General features: G+C 72.5%; 11 protein-coding genes. 6 read left to right on the plus strand and 5 right to left on the minus strand.

What is annotated here, in order from left to right:
• Positions 1 to 192: 192 nt before the first annotated feature.
• The 3 genes from treS to IE136_RS25240 form a co-directional block, all read right to left on the minus strand.
• A complete protein-coding gene (treS, locus tag IE136_RS25230; protein WP_189601490.1) occupies positions 193 to 1917 on the minus strand; it encodes a maltose alpha-D-glucosyltransferase in 1725 nt (574 codons plus the stop codon).
• Complete coding sequence (locus tag IE136_RS25235; RefSeq protein WP_229819122.1) at positions 1914 to 3899, minus strand: alpha-1,4-glucan--maltose-1-phosphate maltosyltransferase; 1986 nt, start codon at positions 3897 to 3899, stop codon at positions 1914 to 1916. Before IE136_RS25235 ends, treS begins: the two co-directional genes overlap by 4 nt.
• A gap of 327 nt (positions 3900 to 4226) precedes the next feature.
• Positions 4227 to 5165, minus strand: a complete 939-nt coding sequence (locus IE136_RS25240; protein ID WP_189601491.1) for an SDR family oxidoreductase — start codon at positions 5163 to 5165, stop codon at positions 4227 to 4229.
• A gap of 116 nt (positions 5166 to 5281) precedes the next feature.
• Here IE136_RS25240 and IE136_RS25245 point away from each other — a divergent pair, with 116 nt between their 5' ends.
• The 6 genes from IE136_RS25245 to glgP all read left to right on the plus strand — a co-directional run bounded on the left by IE136_RS25245 (position 5282) and on the right by glgP (position 14655).
• Positions 5282 to 6247: an AraC family transcriptional regulator gene (locus IE136_RS25245; protein WP_158990633.1), complete on the plus strand. Its 966-nt coding sequence runs from the start codon at positions 5282 to 5284 to the stop codon at positions 6245 to 6247.
• A gap of 153 nt (positions 6248 to 6400) precedes the next feature.
• Positions 6401 to 7813: a 4-hydroxyphenylacetate 3-hydroxylase family protein gene (locus tag IE136_RS25250; RefSeq protein WP_189601492.1), complete on the plus strand. Its 1413-nt coding sequence runs from the start codon at positions 6401 to 6403 to the stop codon at positions 7811 to 7813.
• A gap of 46 nt (positions 7814 to 7859) precedes the next feature.
• Positions 7860 to 9302 carry an MFS transporter gene (locus IE136_RS25255; RefSeq protein WP_189601493.1) on the plus strand — a complete coding sequence of 481 codons (1443 nt, stop codon included), beginning with the start codon at positions 7860 to 7862 and terminating at the stop codon, positions 9300 to 9302.
• Between the two features lie 84 nt (positions 9303 to 9386).
• Positions 9387 to 10529 (plus strand): monodechloroaminopyrrolnitrin synthase PrnB family protein, encoded by a 1143-nt coding sequence (locus tag IE136_RS25260; protein ID WP_158990639.1) that lies wholly within the window; start codon positions 9387 to 9389, stop codon positions 10527 to 10529.
• 11 nt (positions 10530 to 10540) lie between these two features.
• A complete protein-coding gene (locus IE136_RS25265) occupies positions 10541 to 11950 on the plus strand; it encodes an FAD-dependent monooxygenase (protein ID WP_189601494.1) in 1410 nt (469 codons plus the stop codon).
• Between the two features lie 128 nt (positions 11951 to 12078).
• Complete coding sequence (gene glgP, locus IE136_RS25270; RefSeq protein WP_158990643.1) at positions 12079 to 14655, plus strand: alpha-glucan family phosphorylase; 2577 nt, start codon at positions 12079 to 12081, stop codon at positions 14653 to 14655.
• Between the two features lie 20 nt (positions 14656 to 14675).
• On the opposite strand, the gene IE136_RS25275 is transcribed toward glgP, so the two are convergent.
• Together IE136_RS25275 and IE136_RS25280 are read right to left on the minus strand one after the other, a co-directional pair.
• Positions 14676 to 16529, minus strand: a complete 1854-nt coding sequence (locus tag IE136_RS25275; protein WP_189601495.1) for a sensor histidine kinase — start codon at positions 16527 to 16529, stop codon at positions 14676 to 14678.
• Positions 16522 to 17187, minus strand: a complete 666-nt coding sequence (locus IE136_RS25280) for a response regulator (RefSeq protein WP_158990645.1) — start codon at positions 17185 to 17187, stop codon at positions 16522 to 16524. Before IE136_RS25280 ends, IE136_RS25275 begins: the two co-directional genes overlap by 8 nt.
• Positions 17188 to 17503: the final 316 nt, after the last annotated feature.

The following is a 17503-nucleotide window of genomic DNA, read 5'->3' on the forward strand; positions in this document are numbered from 1 at the left end:
GGTTTCAAATGCGCAGAGTGTCCCGGATGGCGGCTTCGGCTGTCCGGCTGTGCGGGACGTGTCGGGCGGGGAAGATCCGTATGGGCCCGACAAGAAGGCCCGTATGGACCTGAATCGCCTATGTGTGGGACACAGTGCCCAGGGTGGCGCGGGAGAAACCGCCCCACCCCGGAACGATTGACTGACGCTCCGTCAGTCGACGGCCTTCGAGCCCTTCGGCACACGGCTGTTCTTCAGGCGGAACCAGTAGAAACCGTGGCCCGCCAAGGTGAGCAGATACGGCCACTGACCGATCGCGGGGAACCGCACCTGACCGATCAGCTCGACCGGGTACATGCCGTCGAACTGCCGCAGGTCCAGCTCCGTCGGCTGTGCGAACCGCGAGAAGTTGTTCACGCAGAGCACCAGGTCGTCACCGTCCTCGCGGAGGAAGGCGAGCACGGCCGGATTGGACGAGGGCAGTTCGGTGTACGAGCCGACCCCGAAAGCCCGGTTCTGCTTGCGGATCTCGATCATCCGCTTCGTCCAGTGGAGCAGCGAGGACGGCGATGCCATGCCCGACTCGACGTTGGTGACCTGGTAGCCGTAGACCGGGTCCATGATGGCCGGCAGTGTCAGCCGCCCGGGATCGCAGGACGAGAATCCGGCGTTCCGGTCCGGCGTCCACTGCATCGGGGTCCGCACCCCGTCCCGGTCGCCGAGCCAGATGTTGTCGCCCATCCCGATCTCGTCGCCGTAGTACAGCACCGGCGAACCCGGCAGCGAGAACAGCAGCGCGGTGAACAGCTCCATCTGGTTGCGGTCGTTGTCGAGCAGCGGGGCGAGCCGGCGCCGGATGCCGATGTTGGCCCGCATCCGCGGGTCCTTGGCGTACTCCGCGTACATGTAGTCGCGCTCTTCGTCCGTGACCATCTCGAGCGTCAGCTCGTCGTGGTTGCGCAGGAAGATGCCCCACTGGCACCGGTCCGGGATCGCCGGCGTCTTGGCCAGGATCTCCGAGACCGGCGTGCGCGACTCCCGCCGTACGGCCATGAAGATCCGCGGCATCACCGGGAAGTGGAACGCCATGTGGCACTCGTCGCCGCCGGAGGCGAAGTCGCCGAAGTAGTCGACCACGTCCTCCGGCCACTGGTTGGCCTCGGCGAGCAGCACCGTGTCCGGGTAGTGGTCGTCGATCTCCTTGCGGACCCGCTTGAGGAAGGCGTGGGTCGCGGGGAGGTTCTCGCAGTTGGTGCCCTCCTGCTGGTACAGGTACGGCACCGCGTCCAGCCGGAAGCCGTCGATCCCCAGGTCCAGCCAGAACTTCAGCGCCGAGAGGATCTCCTCCTGAACCGCCGGGTTCTCGTAGTTGAGATCCGGCTGGTGCGAGAAGAAGCGGTGCCAGAAGTACTGCTTGCGCACCGGGTCGAAGGTCCAGTTCGAGGTCTCGGTGTCGACGAAGATGATCCGCGCGTCCGGGAACTGCTTGTCGTCGTCGGCCCAGACGTAGTAGTCGCCGTACGGCCCGTCGGGATCGGCGCGCGACTCCTGGAACCACGGATGCTGGTCGCTGGTGTGGTTCATCACGAAGTCGATGATCACGCGCATGCCGCGCTGGTGCGCCGCGTCCACGAACTCCACGAAGTCCGCGAGGTCGCCGAACTCGGGGAGCACGGAGGTGTAGTCGGCGACGTCGTAGCCTCCGTCCCGCAACGGCGAGTCGAAGAACGGCGGCAGCCAGAGGCAGTCGACGCCCAGCCACTGCAGGTAGTCCAGCTTGGACGTGATGCCCTTGAGGTCGCCTACGCCGTCGCCGTTGCTGTCCTGGAAGGACCTGACGAGCACTTCGTAGAAGACGGCCCTCTTGAACCAGTCCGGGTCACGGTCCTTGGCGGGCGTGTCCTCGAAGGTGTCGGGGACGGGTTCGTTGACAGTCATGAGGTGGGTGACCCTCCGATCGACGGGGACGGTCGCAGAGCGAGGACGTGCGCGGGCGTGACGCCCGGCTCGAGGCGCACATAGTTGGCTCTGCCCCAGTGATAGGTCTCGCCGGTGAGCTCGTCGCGCACCGGTACGGTCTCGTGCCAGTCCAGGCCGAGCTCCGGCATGTTCAACGAGACCGTGGCCTCCTGGGTGTGGTGAGGGTCGAGGTTGGCGACCACCAGAACGGTGTTCGAACCCGACCGCTTGCTGTACGCGATCACCTGGTCGTTGTCGGTCGCGTGGAAGGTCAGGTTCCGCAGTCGGCGCAGAGCCGGGTGGCGGCGCCGGATCCGGTTCAGCGTGGTGATGAGCGGGGCGATCGTGGCTCCCGCCCGTTCGGCGGACTCCCAGTCGCGGGGCCGGAGTTGGTACTTCTCCGAGTTCAGGTACTCCTCGCTGCCGTCCCGCAGCGCGGTGCCCTCGCACAGCTCGTAACCGGCGTACATGCCCCAGGAGGGCGCCAGGGTCGCGGCGAGCACCGCCCGCACCTCGAAGGCCGGCCTGCCGCCCTTCTGGAGGTAGGCGTGCAGGATGTCGGGGGTGTTCACGAAGAGGTTCGGCCGCATGTGGGCCGCCGCCTCGCCGGACAGCTCGGTGAGGTACTCCGTCAGCTCCGCCTTGGTGTTGCGCCAGGTGAAGTACGTGTACGACTGCTGGAAGCCGATCGCTCCGAGGGTGTGCATCATCGCCGGCCGGGTGAACGCCTCCGCCAGGAAGATCACGTCCGGGTCCTTCCGGTTGATCTCTCCGATCACCCGCTCCCAGAACACGACCGGCTTGGTGTGCGGGTTGTCGACGCGGAAGATCCGTACCCCGTGGCCCATCCAGTGGCGCAGGATCCGCACGGTCTCCGCGACGATCCCCTTCATGTCCTTGTCGAACGCGATCGGATAGATGTCCTGGTACTTCTTCGGCGGGTTCTCCGCGTACGCGATCGAGCCGTCGGACCGGTGGTGGAACCACTCCGGGTGCTTCTCCACCCACGGGTGGTCCGGGGAGCACTGGAGGGCGAAGTCCAGCGCGATCTCCAGGCGCAGCTCGCGGGCGCGCGCCACGAAGGCGTCGAAGTCCTCGATCGTGCCCAGGTCCGGGTGGACGGCGTCGTGGCCGCCCTCGGGCGAGCCGATCGCCCACGGCACACCGACGTCGCTCGGGCTCGCCGAAAGCGCGTTGTTGGGGCCCTTGCGGTGGGTGGTGCCGATGGGGTGGATGGGCGGGAGGTAGACGACGTCGAAGCCCATCGCCGCGATGGCCGGCAGCCGCTCGGCGGCCGTACGGAACGTCCCGGCGACCGTCTTGCCCCGTACCTTCTTCACGCCCTCCGAGCGCGGAAAGAACTCGTACCAGGAACCGAACAGCGCCCGCTCGCGCTCCACCTGGAGGGGCAACGCGGGTGAGGAGCTGACCAGTTCGCGCAACGGGTGGCGGTCGAGGGTCTCGGTCACCTGCGGCGTGAGCGCGGCGGCCAGCCGGGCGGCTGCCGGACGGGACCCGTCGCGCAGCGCGTCGGCGGCGGCCAGCACGGCCTCGCGCCCGCCGCCCTTCTTCGGGACGCCCTTCGCCGCACGCTCGTGCAGCTCGGCGCCCTCGGCCAGAACGAGCTCGGAGTCGATCCCCGCCGGGATCTTGATCCTCGCGTGGTGGCGCCAGGTGGCCACCGGATCGCTCCAGGCCTCGACCGTGTACGTCCAGTGGCCTTCGGCGTCCGGGGTGACCTCGGCACCCCACCGGTCGGTGCCGGGGGCCAGTTCGCGCATCGGGGTCCAGGGGCCGGGGCGCCCGGACGGTCCGCGCAGCACGACATTGGCGGCGACCGCGTCGTGGCCCTCGCGGAAAACGGTCGCCGTCACCATGAAGGTCTCTCCGGCCACCGCCTTCGCGGGGCGGCGGCCACAGTCGACCAGCGGGCGGACGTCCAGTACGGGAATACGTCCCATGAGCGGATTCACAGCATCACCTGAGGGTTTACGGGGGTGCGGGTGGTGGTGCGCTCTTTGTAGCTCCGTCGACGGCTGGCGGGTTGCGGGCATGGCCGCTCCTGTCCGCGTTCACTCGGATGGCGGGTCTACGAGGGTGTTCTTCCGTGTCTTCGGGAGGTTTCAGGGGTGTACCGGGTGAGCCTTCCACCCACTCCGGGTGGGCAATCCGGCGCTTTGTTAACTACCTGGACGTAGCCGTGCGGACAAGCGCCCGGTACCCACGAGAAAACCGGCCCCGTCCAATGTAGGACGAGACCGGTCCGCCGCGCGCGTTCTGTTGACCCGTCAGCCGTGCGGGAAGGGCGACTCCTCCGAGTCGCCGGACCACACCTGCCACGGCTGACGCGTCACCCACTCGTCCACCGGCGCCGGCCGCACCGTCAGCACCTCCGCCGAGACACCGTCGTCGGCCGCCATCAACAGCGGGTCGGTGCCGGTCGCCATGTGGTGGTAGATCCCCGCCACACCGGCCGCCGTCTCCGGACCGAGCAACTGTGCGAGCCCGCGTTCGAATACATCCGGCCGCAGAGGCAGGTACCGCACCGTTCGGCCGAGACCACGCCCGAAGGCCTCCGCCAGTTCCGCCCCCGTCAGCGACCGCTCCCCGCCGATGTCGAAGGTGCGGCCCTCCAGACCCTCCCCGGTCAGCGCCGCGTACACCGCCTCCGCCAGATCCCTGTGCGACATCCACGCCGTCGGTGTGTCCTCGGGCAGCGGATAGGCCAGGACGCCCTCGTCGACCAGCGCCGGCCCGTTCCACGGCGAGAAGAGATTGTCCAGATACACCGGCGGCCGTACGACCACCAGCGGCACCCCGCTGTCCCGGAGCACCTCCTCCACGATCCGCCGCGTCTCGAACGCCGCCACCGAGGTCGGCCCCTGCGGGATCCGGGTGTTGGTGTTGTAGACCAGACGGACGAGCCCGGCGTCCAGAGCCGCGTGGGCGATGTTCCGGGCGTACCGGCGCACCCGCTCCGGCTCGTACACCAGCGGCATCAGCACCGAGGCGTGCGTCATCCCCTCGAACAGCCGCCGCACGTCCCCGGCGTTCCCCAGGTCGCCGGCGACGAAGGACGCCCCGGGCAGCGGCGGACGGTCGCCCTCGGGCCGGCGGGTGAGCGTCCGCACCCGGTGGTGCCGCCCGGCCAGCAGACGCGCCACCGCGCCCCCCTGGAAACCGGTCGCTCCCACGACCGCGACCCTCATCGGAATCTGACTGGACATGTGTCGTCGAGGCCCTTCGATAGGCTGTGGCTGCTGCCGTGTCGGCTCTCTCAGGCTGGCGGCGGCGGCTTCGGCCGTTCAATTAACAAACCGGGGCGGAAGTTGAAGGATCGTCCATGGACACCGTGGGAACCGACCGTGACGACCAGCGCGACGACCTCCTGAGCGAGCTGCTCAAGCCGCTCCGCCTCACCGGCGTCTTCGACAGCCGGTGGCACGTCCGCGCGCCCTGGGCGATCGAGGGAGACGCCGAACAGAGCTGCGCCGTCCTGCACTACCTCGTCGAGGGGGGCTGCTGGATCACCGGCGACGGCCAGACCCCCATCGAGCTGCACGCCGGCGACCTCATCGTCTTCCCCACCGGGATGGCCCACCGGCTCTCGGACCGGCCCGACCGCCAGGGCGTCCCGCTCAAGGCCGTGCTGCCCGAGCGCCAGCCCGGCACCTCCGGCGAGATCGTCATCGAGGGCACCGGTGCCGAGAGCCGGCTGCTGTGCGCCGGACTCCACTACGACGCCAGCGCCGCCACCGGCCTCTACACCTCGCTGCCCTGGGCGCTCGTCCTCGACGGTGCCCAGGTCGACCGCGAGCCGCTGCTCCGCGACACCCTGCGGCTGCTCGCCTCACCCGACCGGCCCGTCGGCCCAGGGGACCGGCTGATCACCCTGCGCGCCTTCGAGATGGCCCTGGTGCTCGCCCTGCGCCCGCTGCTGCGCGAACTCACCGACAGCCCGGCCTCGCTGCCCGTGCTCCGCCACCCGGGCATCAGCCGCGCCATGGTGATGATCTCCACTCGGTTCGCCGAACCCTGGACCATCGAATCCCTCGCCCGGGAGGTCGGCATGTCCCGCTCCGCGTTCACCGCCGCATTCCGGGAACTCGTCGGCGAGGCCCCCGCCCGCCACCTCACCGGCCGCCGGATGCAGGAGGCCGCCCGGTTGCTCACCGAGACCTCGATCCCGCAGTCCGCCGTCCCGCCCCGCGTCGGCTACCAGAGCTCCGTCGGATTCCACCTCGCCTTCCGCAAGTGGTTCGGAATGACCCCGGGGGAGTACCGCTCCGGCTACGACAACGCCGCCTGACCTCGGGGTATCCGGGCAAAAGCCGCATGAACGGAAGCTGGCTGGCCGGTTCTTAAGGACCGCTGGACGGACGTTCATTGCCTGGAAGGCCACGCACCGTACAGGCTCGGTCACGGCAAGAGCCGGTGCACACACGAGGAGAGGCGATAAGCGGTGACGAGGTCGGGGCGGGAGTATCTGGAGGGGCTGCGCGACGGGCGCGAGATCTGGCTGGACGGAGAGCGGATCAAGGACGTCACCACGCACCCCGCCTTCCGGGCCACCGCGGCCTCCTTCGCCGGACTCCACGACCTGGCCCATGATTCCCCGCACACCCCCGTCCTCGTCCAAGGGGGAGTGCACCGCGCGTACGCCGTGCCCCGCTCGTACGAGGACCTGGTCGCCCGCCGCAAGGCGTACAAGGTGTGGGCCGAGGCCAGTTACGGCTTCCTCGGCCGCACCCCCGACTACATGGCCTCCGGCGCCGCCGGATTCGCCGCCGCGCCCGAGGTCTTCACCACCGACTGCTTCGACGGCGCCGAACACGCCCTCGCGTACCACCGCAGGCTCGCCGAGGGCAGCCTCCACTCCGCCTTCACCATCACCGACCCCGCCGCCGAGTGGGTCCAGGTCGTGGAGGACCGCGCCGACGGGATCGTGGTGCGCGGAGCGAAGACCATCGGCACCGGGGCTGTCTTCGCCGACGAGATACTCGTCGGCACGATCGAACCCCTCGCCCCCGAGGACACCGAGCGCGCGCTCTCCTTCTCCGTCCGGGTGGACACCCCCGGCCTCAAGCTGATCTCGCGCACCTCCTACGAGAGGCGGGCCCGGTCCGTCTTCGACCAGCCGCTCTCCGCGCGGTACGACGAGAACGACGCGCTGCTCGTGTGCGACGACGTGTTCGTACCGTGGGAACGGGTGCTGACCTACCGGGACGTGGCCGCGACCGCCGCCATGTGGTGGCAGACCCCGGCGTACCTGAACTTCGTGCACCAGTCGGCCACCCGCTTCTGGACGAAGCTCGAGTTCCTCACCGGCCTCGCGATCCTGATCGCCCGGTCCAACGGCACCGACGAACTGCCGCAGGTCACGCAGGCGATCGGGCGGCTCCTCGGGGCGGTCGCCCAGGCCAAGGCGTTCGTCCTGGCCGCGGAGGCCTCCTGGGAGCCGGTCGACGGCGGCCGGGGCGGCGTGCGGCCCGGGCAGGAGATCTCCTTCGCCCAGCGCATCATGGCCGGGGAGCTGTACCCCCGGGCGGTCCAGGACATCAAGCTGCTGGCCGGCGGGGCGATCATCCAGACCCCGGCGAGCGGGCGCGACCTGCTCCACCCCGAACTCGGCCCGCTGGTCCGCCAGTACTTCCGCACCCCCGGCCACCCGGCCGAGGACCGGCTCAAGCTCCTCAAGCTCGCCTGGGACGCCCTGGGCTCCGAGTTCGCCGGCCGGCACGAGCAGTACGAACGCTTCTACCAGGGTGCCCCGCACGTCTACCTGACCATGCAGACCTGGGCGGGCGCCGCCGACGACTGCGAACGCCTCGCCCAGGCATGCCTCGACGGCTACGACCTCGGGACGACGAGGTGACGGCGCCGGGGGCTCCGGAGGCCGGCGGGGGGCCGGAGGCCGGGCGATGACCGTTGCCCGCGCGCCGCGGGGCGCTCTCGCGCTGCTCGCGTCCACGCAGTTGCTGCTGATCCTGGACACCGCGATCGTCAATGTCGCCCTGCCCTCGATCGGCCAGGACCTCGGGTCCGGTTCCGCCGGGCTCTCCTGGGTGGCCAACGCGTACCTGATCACCTTCGGCGGACTGCTGCTGCTCGGCGGACGCGTCGCCGACCTTTTCGGCCACCGCCGGCTCTTCCTCGGCGGGCTCGGCCTGCTCGCCGCCGCATCGGCCCTCGGAGCGCTCGCCCCGAACGCCAGTGCCCTCGTCGCCGCCCGGGCCGTCCAGGGCATCGGCGCCGCCCTCGCCGCGGCCGCCGCCTTCGCGCTGCTGCTCGTCCTCTTCCCCGAGGGGCCGGGCCGTCACCGGGCGCTCGGCGCCTTCGCCGCCATGGGCGGCCTCGGAGGCGTCCTCGGGACCGTACTCGGCGGGGTCCTCACCGACGTCCTCGGCTGGCGCTCCACCTTCTGGCTCAACGTCGTCGCCGCGGTGGTGCTGCTCCTTCTCGGCTCAGTTCGCCTCAAGGGCACGGCGCATTCGCCGACGGGCCGGGGCTTCGATCTCGCCGGTGCCCTCACCGCCACCGGGGGGCTCGGGCTCGTCGCCTACGCGCTCGTCGGCGGGGCCGAGAACGGCCGGCTCTCCGCCGCGACCCTCGGCGCGGCCGGCGCCGGGCTGGCCCTCCTCGCCGTCTTCGCCGTGGTCGAGAACCGGACCGCCGTCCCCCTCGTGCCGCCCGCCGTCCTCGCGCGGCCCTCCCTGCGCCTGGCCAACGCCCTCAGCGGCCTGGCCCAGATGACGCTCTTCCCGATGTTCTTCCTGGTCAGCCTCTATCTGCAGAGCGTCCTCGGGTACGAGCCCCTCGGCGGCGGACTCGGTCTGCTCCCGCTCTCGCTCGTCGTCGTCGCGGTCGCCCCGCAGACCGGCCGGCTGATCCTCCGGATCGGACTGACCCGGACCATGACCCTCGGCTTCGCGCTGCTGTGCGCCGGCACCCTGTGGCTGGCCCTCGCGCTCACCGCCGACGGAACCTTCTTCTCCACCGTTCTCGCACCGAGTCTTCTCCTCGGTGCCGCCCTGCCGCTGGTCATGGTCACCACCAACGTCGCCGCCACGGCCGAGGTGGCCCCCGAGGAGACCGGACTCGCCTCCGGTCTCGTCAACACAAGCCAGCAGTTCGGCTCGGTGCTCGGCCTCGCCATCCTGGTGGCCGTCGCCGCCGCCCGTACCGAATCGGCCACCGTCGCAGCCCGGACCACCGGCTTCCGGGCCGCGTTGTTCCTGGGCGCGACCTTCGCCGCCATCGCCGCGCTGCTCTCGGTACGGCTGCGCCTGCCCGCCCCCGCCACGGCGCCACCGCGCCAGGACCGGGCGGGCGATCCCGCTGCGTCACAGACAAGAGGCGAGTGAGCCGAAGGGGCGCGCGACCGTCGACGCACGTACCGGGCGCCCCGGAGGTGAACCGAGCCCTCAAAAAACCAGAAGGGCATTCCGTTGACCCTGTACGACCTTGTCGCGCCCGGTCTCGACGAACGCGGCGACCCGCGCTACCGCATATCCGACATACGCGCCGCCGACCCGCTCGGCGCCGACGCCCTGCTCGCCGCCCTGCCCGGGATGAACGCCGACGCCGACGTCGCCGCGCTCACCGTGGCCCTGCGAACCCTGGTCCCCGACCCGGACCGGGCCGCCGAGTGGAGCGTCGTCGACGCGCTCGCCGCGATGCGGGACCTCGGCATCCTGCTCGGCTCGCTGAAACGTCACGGCATCCAGCCCGTCGCCGCCGTCCCCGAGGTCCTCCCGGTCCTCGAACTCCTGGGACGACGGACCGACATGGTGCCCCGCGACACCGTGCACCACTACACCACCTGGAACCCGCTCGGCCCGCGCCAGCGGATGTACACGGGCCATCCCATGGAGGCCCACCTCCAGGAAGCCGTCCGGATGGCGTTCCCGGGCCTCGTCGCCGCCCTCGACACCTGTTCCAGGCTCGCCCGCCTCGAACCGTACGACCCCGGCTTCGCCGTCGCCCTCGACCGCACCGCCCACCACGTCCAGTCGATGGTCGACTCCATCGACTTCACCATCGCCCACGTCAGCCCGGAGTTCTTCGCGCTCACCCTGCGCCCCTACTTCGAGGCGATCGACGTCGCCGGGCGCGACTACCTCGGCCCCGCCGCCGCCCAGGTCCCGCTCTGGCTCGTCGACGTGACCCTCTGGCAGTGCGACCGCTCCCACTCCGCGTACGACGAGTTCCTCGCCGACTCGGTCCAGTACAGCCTGCCGTCCTGGCGGGACTTCCACGCCCGGCACGCCGGCGGGGTCTCCGCCGTCAGCAAGCTCTCGGCGGCCGTCAGCTGGGAGAACGTCGACCGGCTGCCCCCGCAACTGGCCGCCTCCGCCCACGCGCTCGGCCGGGTGCTCAGGATCCTCAAGACCTTCCGCGCCCGCCACATCGGCATCGCCCGCAGGGCCTACAGCGACGACCTGCGGCTGTACGACGAGGGCAGCGGTGGCGCACCCGTCGACCTGCTCCGCTCGATCCTCGACCTGACCAGGGACAACGAGACTCTGGTGCGGCGCGCGACCGGCACGCGATCACGCGTCCGCCCGAGCGCCGGCACGCCGGCGGCGTGAGGGAGAAGCCGATGACGTCCCCACCACCCCCGTACGGGACCCCGCGCGGGTCCGCCCTGCTGGACGCCGGGCGTGACCTGCCCGGCACCGGGCTCCTCCACATCGTCGTCGCGGGCGGCGGCATCGCCGGCCTCACCGCCGCGCTCGCCCTGCACGCCGCCGGGTTCGACCGTGTCACCGTCGTGGAGTCGGTCCGCGAGAGCCGCCCCGTCGGCACGGGCCTCAACCTGATGCCCAACGCGGTCCGCGAACTCGACGCGCTGGGCCTGCTCCCCCGCCTCGAAGCCGGCGCCCTGCGCACCGGCGAACTGCGCTACTACCACCGCTCCGGCGGCCTGATCTCCCGCGAACCGCGCGGCCTGGGCGCCGGATACCGCTGGCCCCAGCTCTCCGTCCACCGGGCCCACCTCCAGGCCGTCCTCGCCGCGGCGGTACGGGAGAGACTCGGTGCCGCGGCCCTCGTCACCGGCGTCCGGGTCACCGGCGTCGAGACCCTGCCCGACGGCCGCCCCCGCATCCAGCTGGAGCACCGGGACGACGCCCGGCGAGGCCGGGCCTCCCTCGAACCCGACGTCCTCGTCGGCGCCGACGGGATCCGCTCCACCGTCCGTGCCGCGCTCAACCCGGCGGAGGGCAGCCCGCCGTGGAACGGGATGCTGATCTGGCGGGGCGTCTCGCGGATGCCGGCCCGTGCCGTCGGCTCCTTCATGTTCATCGCCGGCGACGACCGGCAGAAGGCCGTCGTCTACCCGATCAGCCGCCCCTCCGGAGGGACCGTCCTGGTCAACTGGGCCCTGGCCCGGCCCGCGGACGCCTCATCGGACGGGGCGCGGGGGGCGTACGAGGTACGGGAGGAGTACCTGGGCGACTGGAACCGCTCCGTACCCGTCGAGACCTTCCTCCACCACTACGTGGGCTGGGAGTTCGACGGCGTCAGCGTCCCCGACGTCCTGAGAGCCGCACCGGCCGCCCACGAGTACCCGATGGTCGACCGCGAACCCCTCGACCGCTGGACTCACGGCCGTACCACTCTGATCGGCGACGCGGCGCACGCCATGTACCCCATCGGCTCCAACGGAGCCACCCAGTCCGTCGTGGATGCCCGTGCCCTCGCCCACGCCCTGGCCCGCCACCGCGACCCGGCGGAGGCCCTCGCCGCCTACGAGCGCGACCGCAGACCCGCCACCACCGCGCTCCAGCTCGCCAACCGGCGGCTCGGCCCCGAGGTCGTCATCAATCTGGCCCACGAACGGGCCCCGGAGGGATTCACCGACATCCATGAGGTGATCCCCGCCGAGGAGCTGGCCTCGATCACCGCCCGTTACGCGGCCACCGGCGCCTTCGACCCGGCCACCGTCAACGAGGGCTCCCCGTACGAGGCGGGGGCCGCCGTCGGTCGTACGCTCGGCGCGCCGCGCTGACGCCCCTCCCGGGCCGCGGCACGACCCCCGCGCGCCGTGGTCCGGGAGGACCGGGTGGCTTACGGTCGTCGGGATGCACAGCGTGGTGCGTCCACTCCGTTCCGTAACCCCCTGCGAAGGTGGAACACGTGAAGGCAATCCGTCGATTCACCGTGCGTCCCGTCCTCCCCGACACCCTTCGACCGCTCACCGACCTGGCGCGGAACCTGCGCTGGTCCTGGCACGAGCCGACCCGTCAACTCTTCGACTCCGTCGACCCCGAGCACGCCGCCCGCTCCGGCGGGCGGCGCACCGACGACATCGACCCGGTGCGGCTGCTCGGTTCCGTCTCCGCCACCCGCCTCGCCGCGCTCGCCGCCGACCAGGACTTCCTGGCCCGGCTGAACGCCGCGGCCGACGACCTCGACCACTACCTGCACGCGCCCCGCTGGTACCAGGAGCAGGGCGGCGACCTGCCCTCGGGCATCGCCTACTTCTCGCCCGAGTTCGGCGTCACCGCCGCCCTGCCCCAGTACTCCGGCGGTCTCGGCATCCTGGCCGGCGACCACCTCAAGGCCGCCAGCGACCTCGGCGTCCCGCTCATCGGCGTCGGACTCCTCTACCGACACGGCTACTTCCGCCAGTCTCTCTCCCGCGAGGGCTGGCAGCAGGAGCACTATCCCGTCCTCGACCCCGGCGAACTGCCCGTCGCGCTGTTGCGCGAGACCGACGGCACTCCCGCCCGGGTCACCCTCGCCCTCCCCGGCGGCCGCACCCTGTACGCCCACATCTGGACCGCGCAGGTCGGCCGCGTCCCCCTCCTCATGCTCGACTCCGACGTCGAGGAGAACGCGCCCGCCGAACGCGACGTCACCGACCGGCTGTACGGCGGCGGCAGCGACCACCGGCTCTTCCAGGAGATGCTCCTCGGCATCGGCGGCGTCCGCGCCGTCCGCACCTACTGCCGTCTGACCGGCACCCCGGCGCCCGAGGTCTTCCACACCAACGAGGGCCACGCCGGTTTCCTCGGCCTCGAACGCATCCGGGAACTCGCGGGCGAGGGCCTCGGCTTCGACGCGGCCCTGGAGACCGTCCGCGCCGGCACGGTCTTCACCACCCACACCCCCGTCCCCGCCGGCATCGACCGGTTCGAGCGCTCACTCGTCGCCCGCTACCTCGGCGAGGACGGCGAGCTGCCCGGGGTCGACGTCGGCCGCATCCTCGCCCTCGGCGACGAGACCCCGCTCGGCGGGGAGCCCGGCCTCTTCAACATGGCCGCGATGGGCCTGCGGCTGGCCCAGCGCGCCAACGGCGTCTCCACCCTGCACGGGGCCGTCAGCCGGGAGATGTTCGCCGGGCTCTGGCCCGGCTTCGACCCCGAGGAGGTGCCCATCACCTCCATCACCAACGGCGTCCACGCGCCGACCTGGACCGCGCCCGAGGTCGGGCGCCGCGCGGAGGGCGCCGACGACCGGGAGCTCTGGGAGCTCCGGCGCACCCTGCGCGAACAGCTGGTGAGCGAGGTACGGGAACGGCTCCGCGCCTCCTGGCGGCAGCGGGGCGCCGTGGGCGCCGAACTCGGCTGGACCGACTCCGTCCTCGACCCCGACGTGCTGACCATCGGCTTCGCCCGCCGGGTCCCCTCGTACAAGCGGCTCACCCTCATGCTGCGCGACCCCGAACGGCTGCGGTCGCTGCTGCTCCACCCGGAACGGCCGGTGCAGCTCGTCGTCGCCGGCAAGGCGCACCCCGCCGACGACGGGGGGAAGCGGCTGGTGCAGGAGCTGGTGCGGTTCGCCGACGACCCCCGGGTGCGGCACCGGATCGTCTTCCTGCCCGACTACGGCATGGCCATGGCCCGCCGGCTGTATCCCGGCTGCGACGTCTGGCTCAACAACCCGCTGCGCCCGCTGGAGGCCTGCGGGACCAGCGGCATGAAGGCCGCCCTCAACGGCTGCCTCAACCTGTCCGTCCTGGACGGCTGGTGGGACGAGTGGTTCGAGCCCGACTTCGGCTGGGCCATCCCGACCGCCGAAGGGGCGGCGGCGACGGACGAGGAGCGGCGGGACGACCTGGAGGCGGCCGCGCTCTACGAGCTGATCGAGCGGCGGGTCGCACCGCGCTTCTACGACCGAGGCCCGGACGGTGTGCCGGTCCGCTGGACGGAGATGGTCCGCAGGACGCTGAACGAGCTGGGCCCGAAGGTGCTCGCCGACCGCATGGTGCGGGAGTACGTCGAGGGCCTGTACGCCCCCGCCGCCCACGCCCACCGGGCCCTGACCCAGGCCACCGCCCGCGAACTGGCCGACTGGAAGGCCCGGGTGAGGGCCGCCTGGCCCAAGATCGCGATCGATCACATCGAGGTGGGTGAGGTCGGAGAGGACCTGGCCGACGCGGAGCTGGGCGCGACGACGGCGGTACGGGTGAGGGTGACGCTCGGCGACCTCCTGCCCGACGACGTGGAGGTCCAGGCGGTCACCGGCCGGGTCACGCCCGACGACGCCCTCACCGACCCCCGGGTGTGCGTCCTGAAGCCGGCGGGCGGTCCGGATCTGGAGGGCCGCCGCCCCTACGAGGGCTCCCTCGTCCTCGACCGCACGGGTCCGTTCGGCTGCACGGTGCGGGTGCTGCCGTCCCATCGGCTGCTCGCCTCACCGGCGGAACCGGGGCTCGTGGCCCTGCCGGCGGAGACGACCGGGCAGGCGCCGGGCGTGCTGCTGCGCTGACGAGCCGGCCACCCGGGCTGTCAGGGCACCTCGCTCCTGGAGGCGAGGTGCCCGTCGGTGAAGCAGAGCCGGTACACCGGGATCGTGGCCAGGAGCGTGGACCGGTAGTAGAGGCACTCGTCCGTCCCGGGCGGTTCGGCCGGGGCCCGTTCCGGCGGGCCGTCCAGGGGCCGGTCGGGCAGGTGCGCCCCGACCTCGGCGCGCGACCGGCCCACCTGGAGCCGGGCATAGTCCTCGGGCTCCAGATACGACTGGTGCTGGGTGTGGAGCGCCACCCCGCCCATCAGCAGCGCCAGTGCGACCAGCAGGGCCGACGGGATCCAGATCGCCTGAGCCAGGCCCCTGCGGACCTGCCGGCGCGCCCGGTCCAGCTCCCGCGCCGAGGTCGGCGCGGCGGGCCGTGGTGCGGGCGGCGACGCGGGCGCGCGCAGCGGCAGACTCGCGCACAGCTCGAACCCGCCCTCGGCGGTGAGCCCGTGGCGCAGCGACCCACCCGCGAGCCGCACCCGCTCGTCGAGCCCGACGAGCCCGGTCCCCCCGGAGAAGAACCCGTCCGCCCCGCCGGAGAACCCGCCGGCCCCCTCCGGGGGGCCGGGGCGGCCGGACGGGCGTCCGCGCGGCGGGCCGGCGGGGAGGCCGGTGCCGCCGGAGGGGCATCCGCGCGGGGCCCCGCCGTGGAGGGCCGTCCTCCGCGAGGCCGGTCCGCCGGCCGGCGGACCGGTGCCGGCCGAGGCGTGTCCGCTCGCCGGCCTGCCGGGGCGGCCGGTGCCCCGTGGAGCCGGGTCCTCGGCCGGCGGGGCGGTGGCGCCTGAGGTACGTCCGCTCGCCGTCCCGACGGGGTGGCCGGTGCCGCGCGGGGCCGGCCCGGCCGGCCCGCCGCCCGCCTCGTCCGTCGCCCCGCCCTCGAGGGGCGGGCCGTTGACGACGCGTACCTCGACGGTCTCGTCGGTGCGTGAGATCCGGACGTCCACAGGGGCGCCCGGCGCGTGCTTGGCCGCGTTCGTCAGCGCCTCCTGCACCACCCGGTACAGCGCCCGGTCGGCCATGGCCGGCAGCGCCGGGCCGGCCGAACCGGTCAGCTCCACCGCCAGGCCCGACGCTCTCGCCCGCGCCACCAGCTCGTCGACCGGCTCGCCCGTCGGAGCCGTCGGGGCCGGGGTGTCCTCCGCGCGCAGGACGCCGATGATGTCCCGCAGCCGCGAGGTGGCGTCGGCGGCGGCGCGGCGCAGCTCACCGGCGGCCGCCCGCTGGTCCGGGCCCAGGCCCGGGGCCAGTTCCAGGGCGCCGGCGCGCAGCGCGATCAGCGCCAGGTCGTGGCCCAGCGAGTCGTGCATGTCGCCCGCGATGCGGGAACGTTCCCGCACGCGTTCGCGGTCGGCCACGACCGCCTGCTCGCGTTCCATCCGGTCGGCCAGTTCCCAGCCGCTGCGGACCAGCCGGTCGTACTGCCGTACGTAACGGCCGATCAGCCACGGCGCCACGATCGCGAGCGCCAGCACGAGGAGCAGCGTGAACCACTGGCCGAGCGACACACCCGCCAGCCGGGTCAGCAGCAGGCCGGCCGCCGCCACCGCCCCGAACAGCCACAGCGCCGCCCGGGTGTGCTCCTGACGCCGCCCGGCGAGATAGCCGAAGGCGATCAGGGCGAGGACGTACGAGGCGGTGAACAGCTCCAGCGAGACCGAGAGGCTCGCCCCGACCGTGAGCGCGACCGGCACCAGCGGCCACCGCCGGCTGACCGCCACGGCCGCCCCGAGGACCGCCACCCCCGCCGCCACGCGCGTCCACGAGCCGCCGTCGTTCGGGTCGGAACGCAGCAGGACGGGCACACAGAGCAGGGTCCACAACCCCAGGTCGAGAAGCCGCTCACGCATCCGGGGCCCCCGGCATCAAGCCCCCCTCGTGGGCGAGGACCGCCAGCTGCACCCGGTTGCGCAGCTCCAGCCTGCCGAGGACCGCGCTCACATGCGCCTTCACCGTGCCCTCGACGACGAACAGCCGTGCCGCGATCTCCGCGTTGGAGAGGCCGGCGCCCACCAGCGCCACGACCTCCCGCTCCCGGCCTGTCAGGGGCGCGAGCCGGGCCCTGGCCTCGGCCGTACGGGAGAGGCGCTCCCCGCCCAGGGTGTCGATGACCCGGCGGGCGACGCCGGGGGAGAGGAAGGCGGCGCCCTCGGCCGCGGCCCGCACCCCCGCGACCAGCTCGCGAGGGTCGCCGGACTTCAGGAGGAAGCCGCTCACCCCGCTGCCCAGCGCCCCGGCGATGTACGCGTCCTCGGAGAACGTGGTCAGCATGACGACCGAGGACCCGGGCGCCGCCCGGCGCAGCTCCCGCGCCGCCCCGAGGCCGTCGAGCCGCGGCATCCGGATGTCCAGCAGGACGACGTCCGGCCGGTGCAGCCGGGCGAGTTCGACGGCCTCGTGCCCGTCGCCCGCCTCCGCGACGACCTCGATCTCCGGGTCGGTGGTGAGAATGGCCTTCACACCGGCCCTGATCATCGTCTCGTCGTCCGCAAGCAGCACCCTGATCATGGCCACCACCCTAGGCCGTGTCCGTAACGTCCCGCCTGGCCCGTGACGCCTGGCACGCACGCTCCGCGTTGTCGGGATCACCCGAGTACGCCCGGTACGAGGGCGACCCTCCGCCTCGCGATCGCACGCACCGGACGCCGCGGGCCCTGCCCTGCGGGCAGACGGCGCTACCTTCCGGACACGACCCAGGCCGTGGTCCCGGAGTCCCGCCTGGCCTGTGGACACTCCCCCAGCACGACGCGCGGCCGCCCGGAGGGGAGAACCCCTCCGGGCGGCCGGTGCACCACCCCGTGGTTACGGGAAGGTCAGCTTGAAG

It is taken from the genome of Streptomyces lateritius (genome assembly GCF_014649715.1).
Taxonomy (GTDB): domain Bacteria; phylum Actinomycetota; class Actinomycetes; order Streptomycetales; family Streptomycetaceae; genus Streptomyces; species Streptomyces lateritius.

Bases quoted from the DNA above. Each gene is read 5' to 3' on its own strand.
- treS (WP_189601490.1), bottom strand. From the start codon at position 1,917: ATGACTGTCAACGAACCCGTCCCCGACACCTTCGAGGACACGCCCGCC.
- IE136_RS25235 (WP_229819122.1), bottom strand. From the start codon at position 3,899: ATGGGACGTATTCCCGTACTGGACGTCCGCCCGCTGGTCGACTGTGGC.
- IE136_RS25240 (WP_189601491.1), bottom strand. From the start codon at position 5,165: ATGTCCAGTCAGATTCCGATGAGGGTCGCGGTCGTGGGAGCGACCGGT.
- IE136_RS25245 (WP_158990633.1), top strand. From the start codon at position 5,282: ATGGACACCGTGGGAACCGACCGTGACGACCAGCGCGACGACCTCCTG.
- IE136_RS25255 (WP_189601493.1), top strand. From the start codon at position 7,860: ATGACCGTTGCCCGCGCGCCGCGGGGCGCTCTCGCGCTGCTCGCGTCC.
- IE136_RS25265 (WP_189601494.1), top strand. From the start codon at position 10,541: ATGACGTCCCCACCACCCCCGTACGGGACCCCGCGCGGGTCCGCCCTG.
- IE136_RS25275 (WP_189601495.1), bottom strand. From the start codon at position 16,529: ATGCGTGAGCGGCTTCTCGACCTGGGGTTGTGGACCCTGCTCTGTGTG.
- IE136_RS25280 (WP_158990645.1), bottom strand. From the start codon at position 17,187: ATGATCAGGGTGCTGCTTGCGGACGACGAGACGATGATCAGGGCCGGT.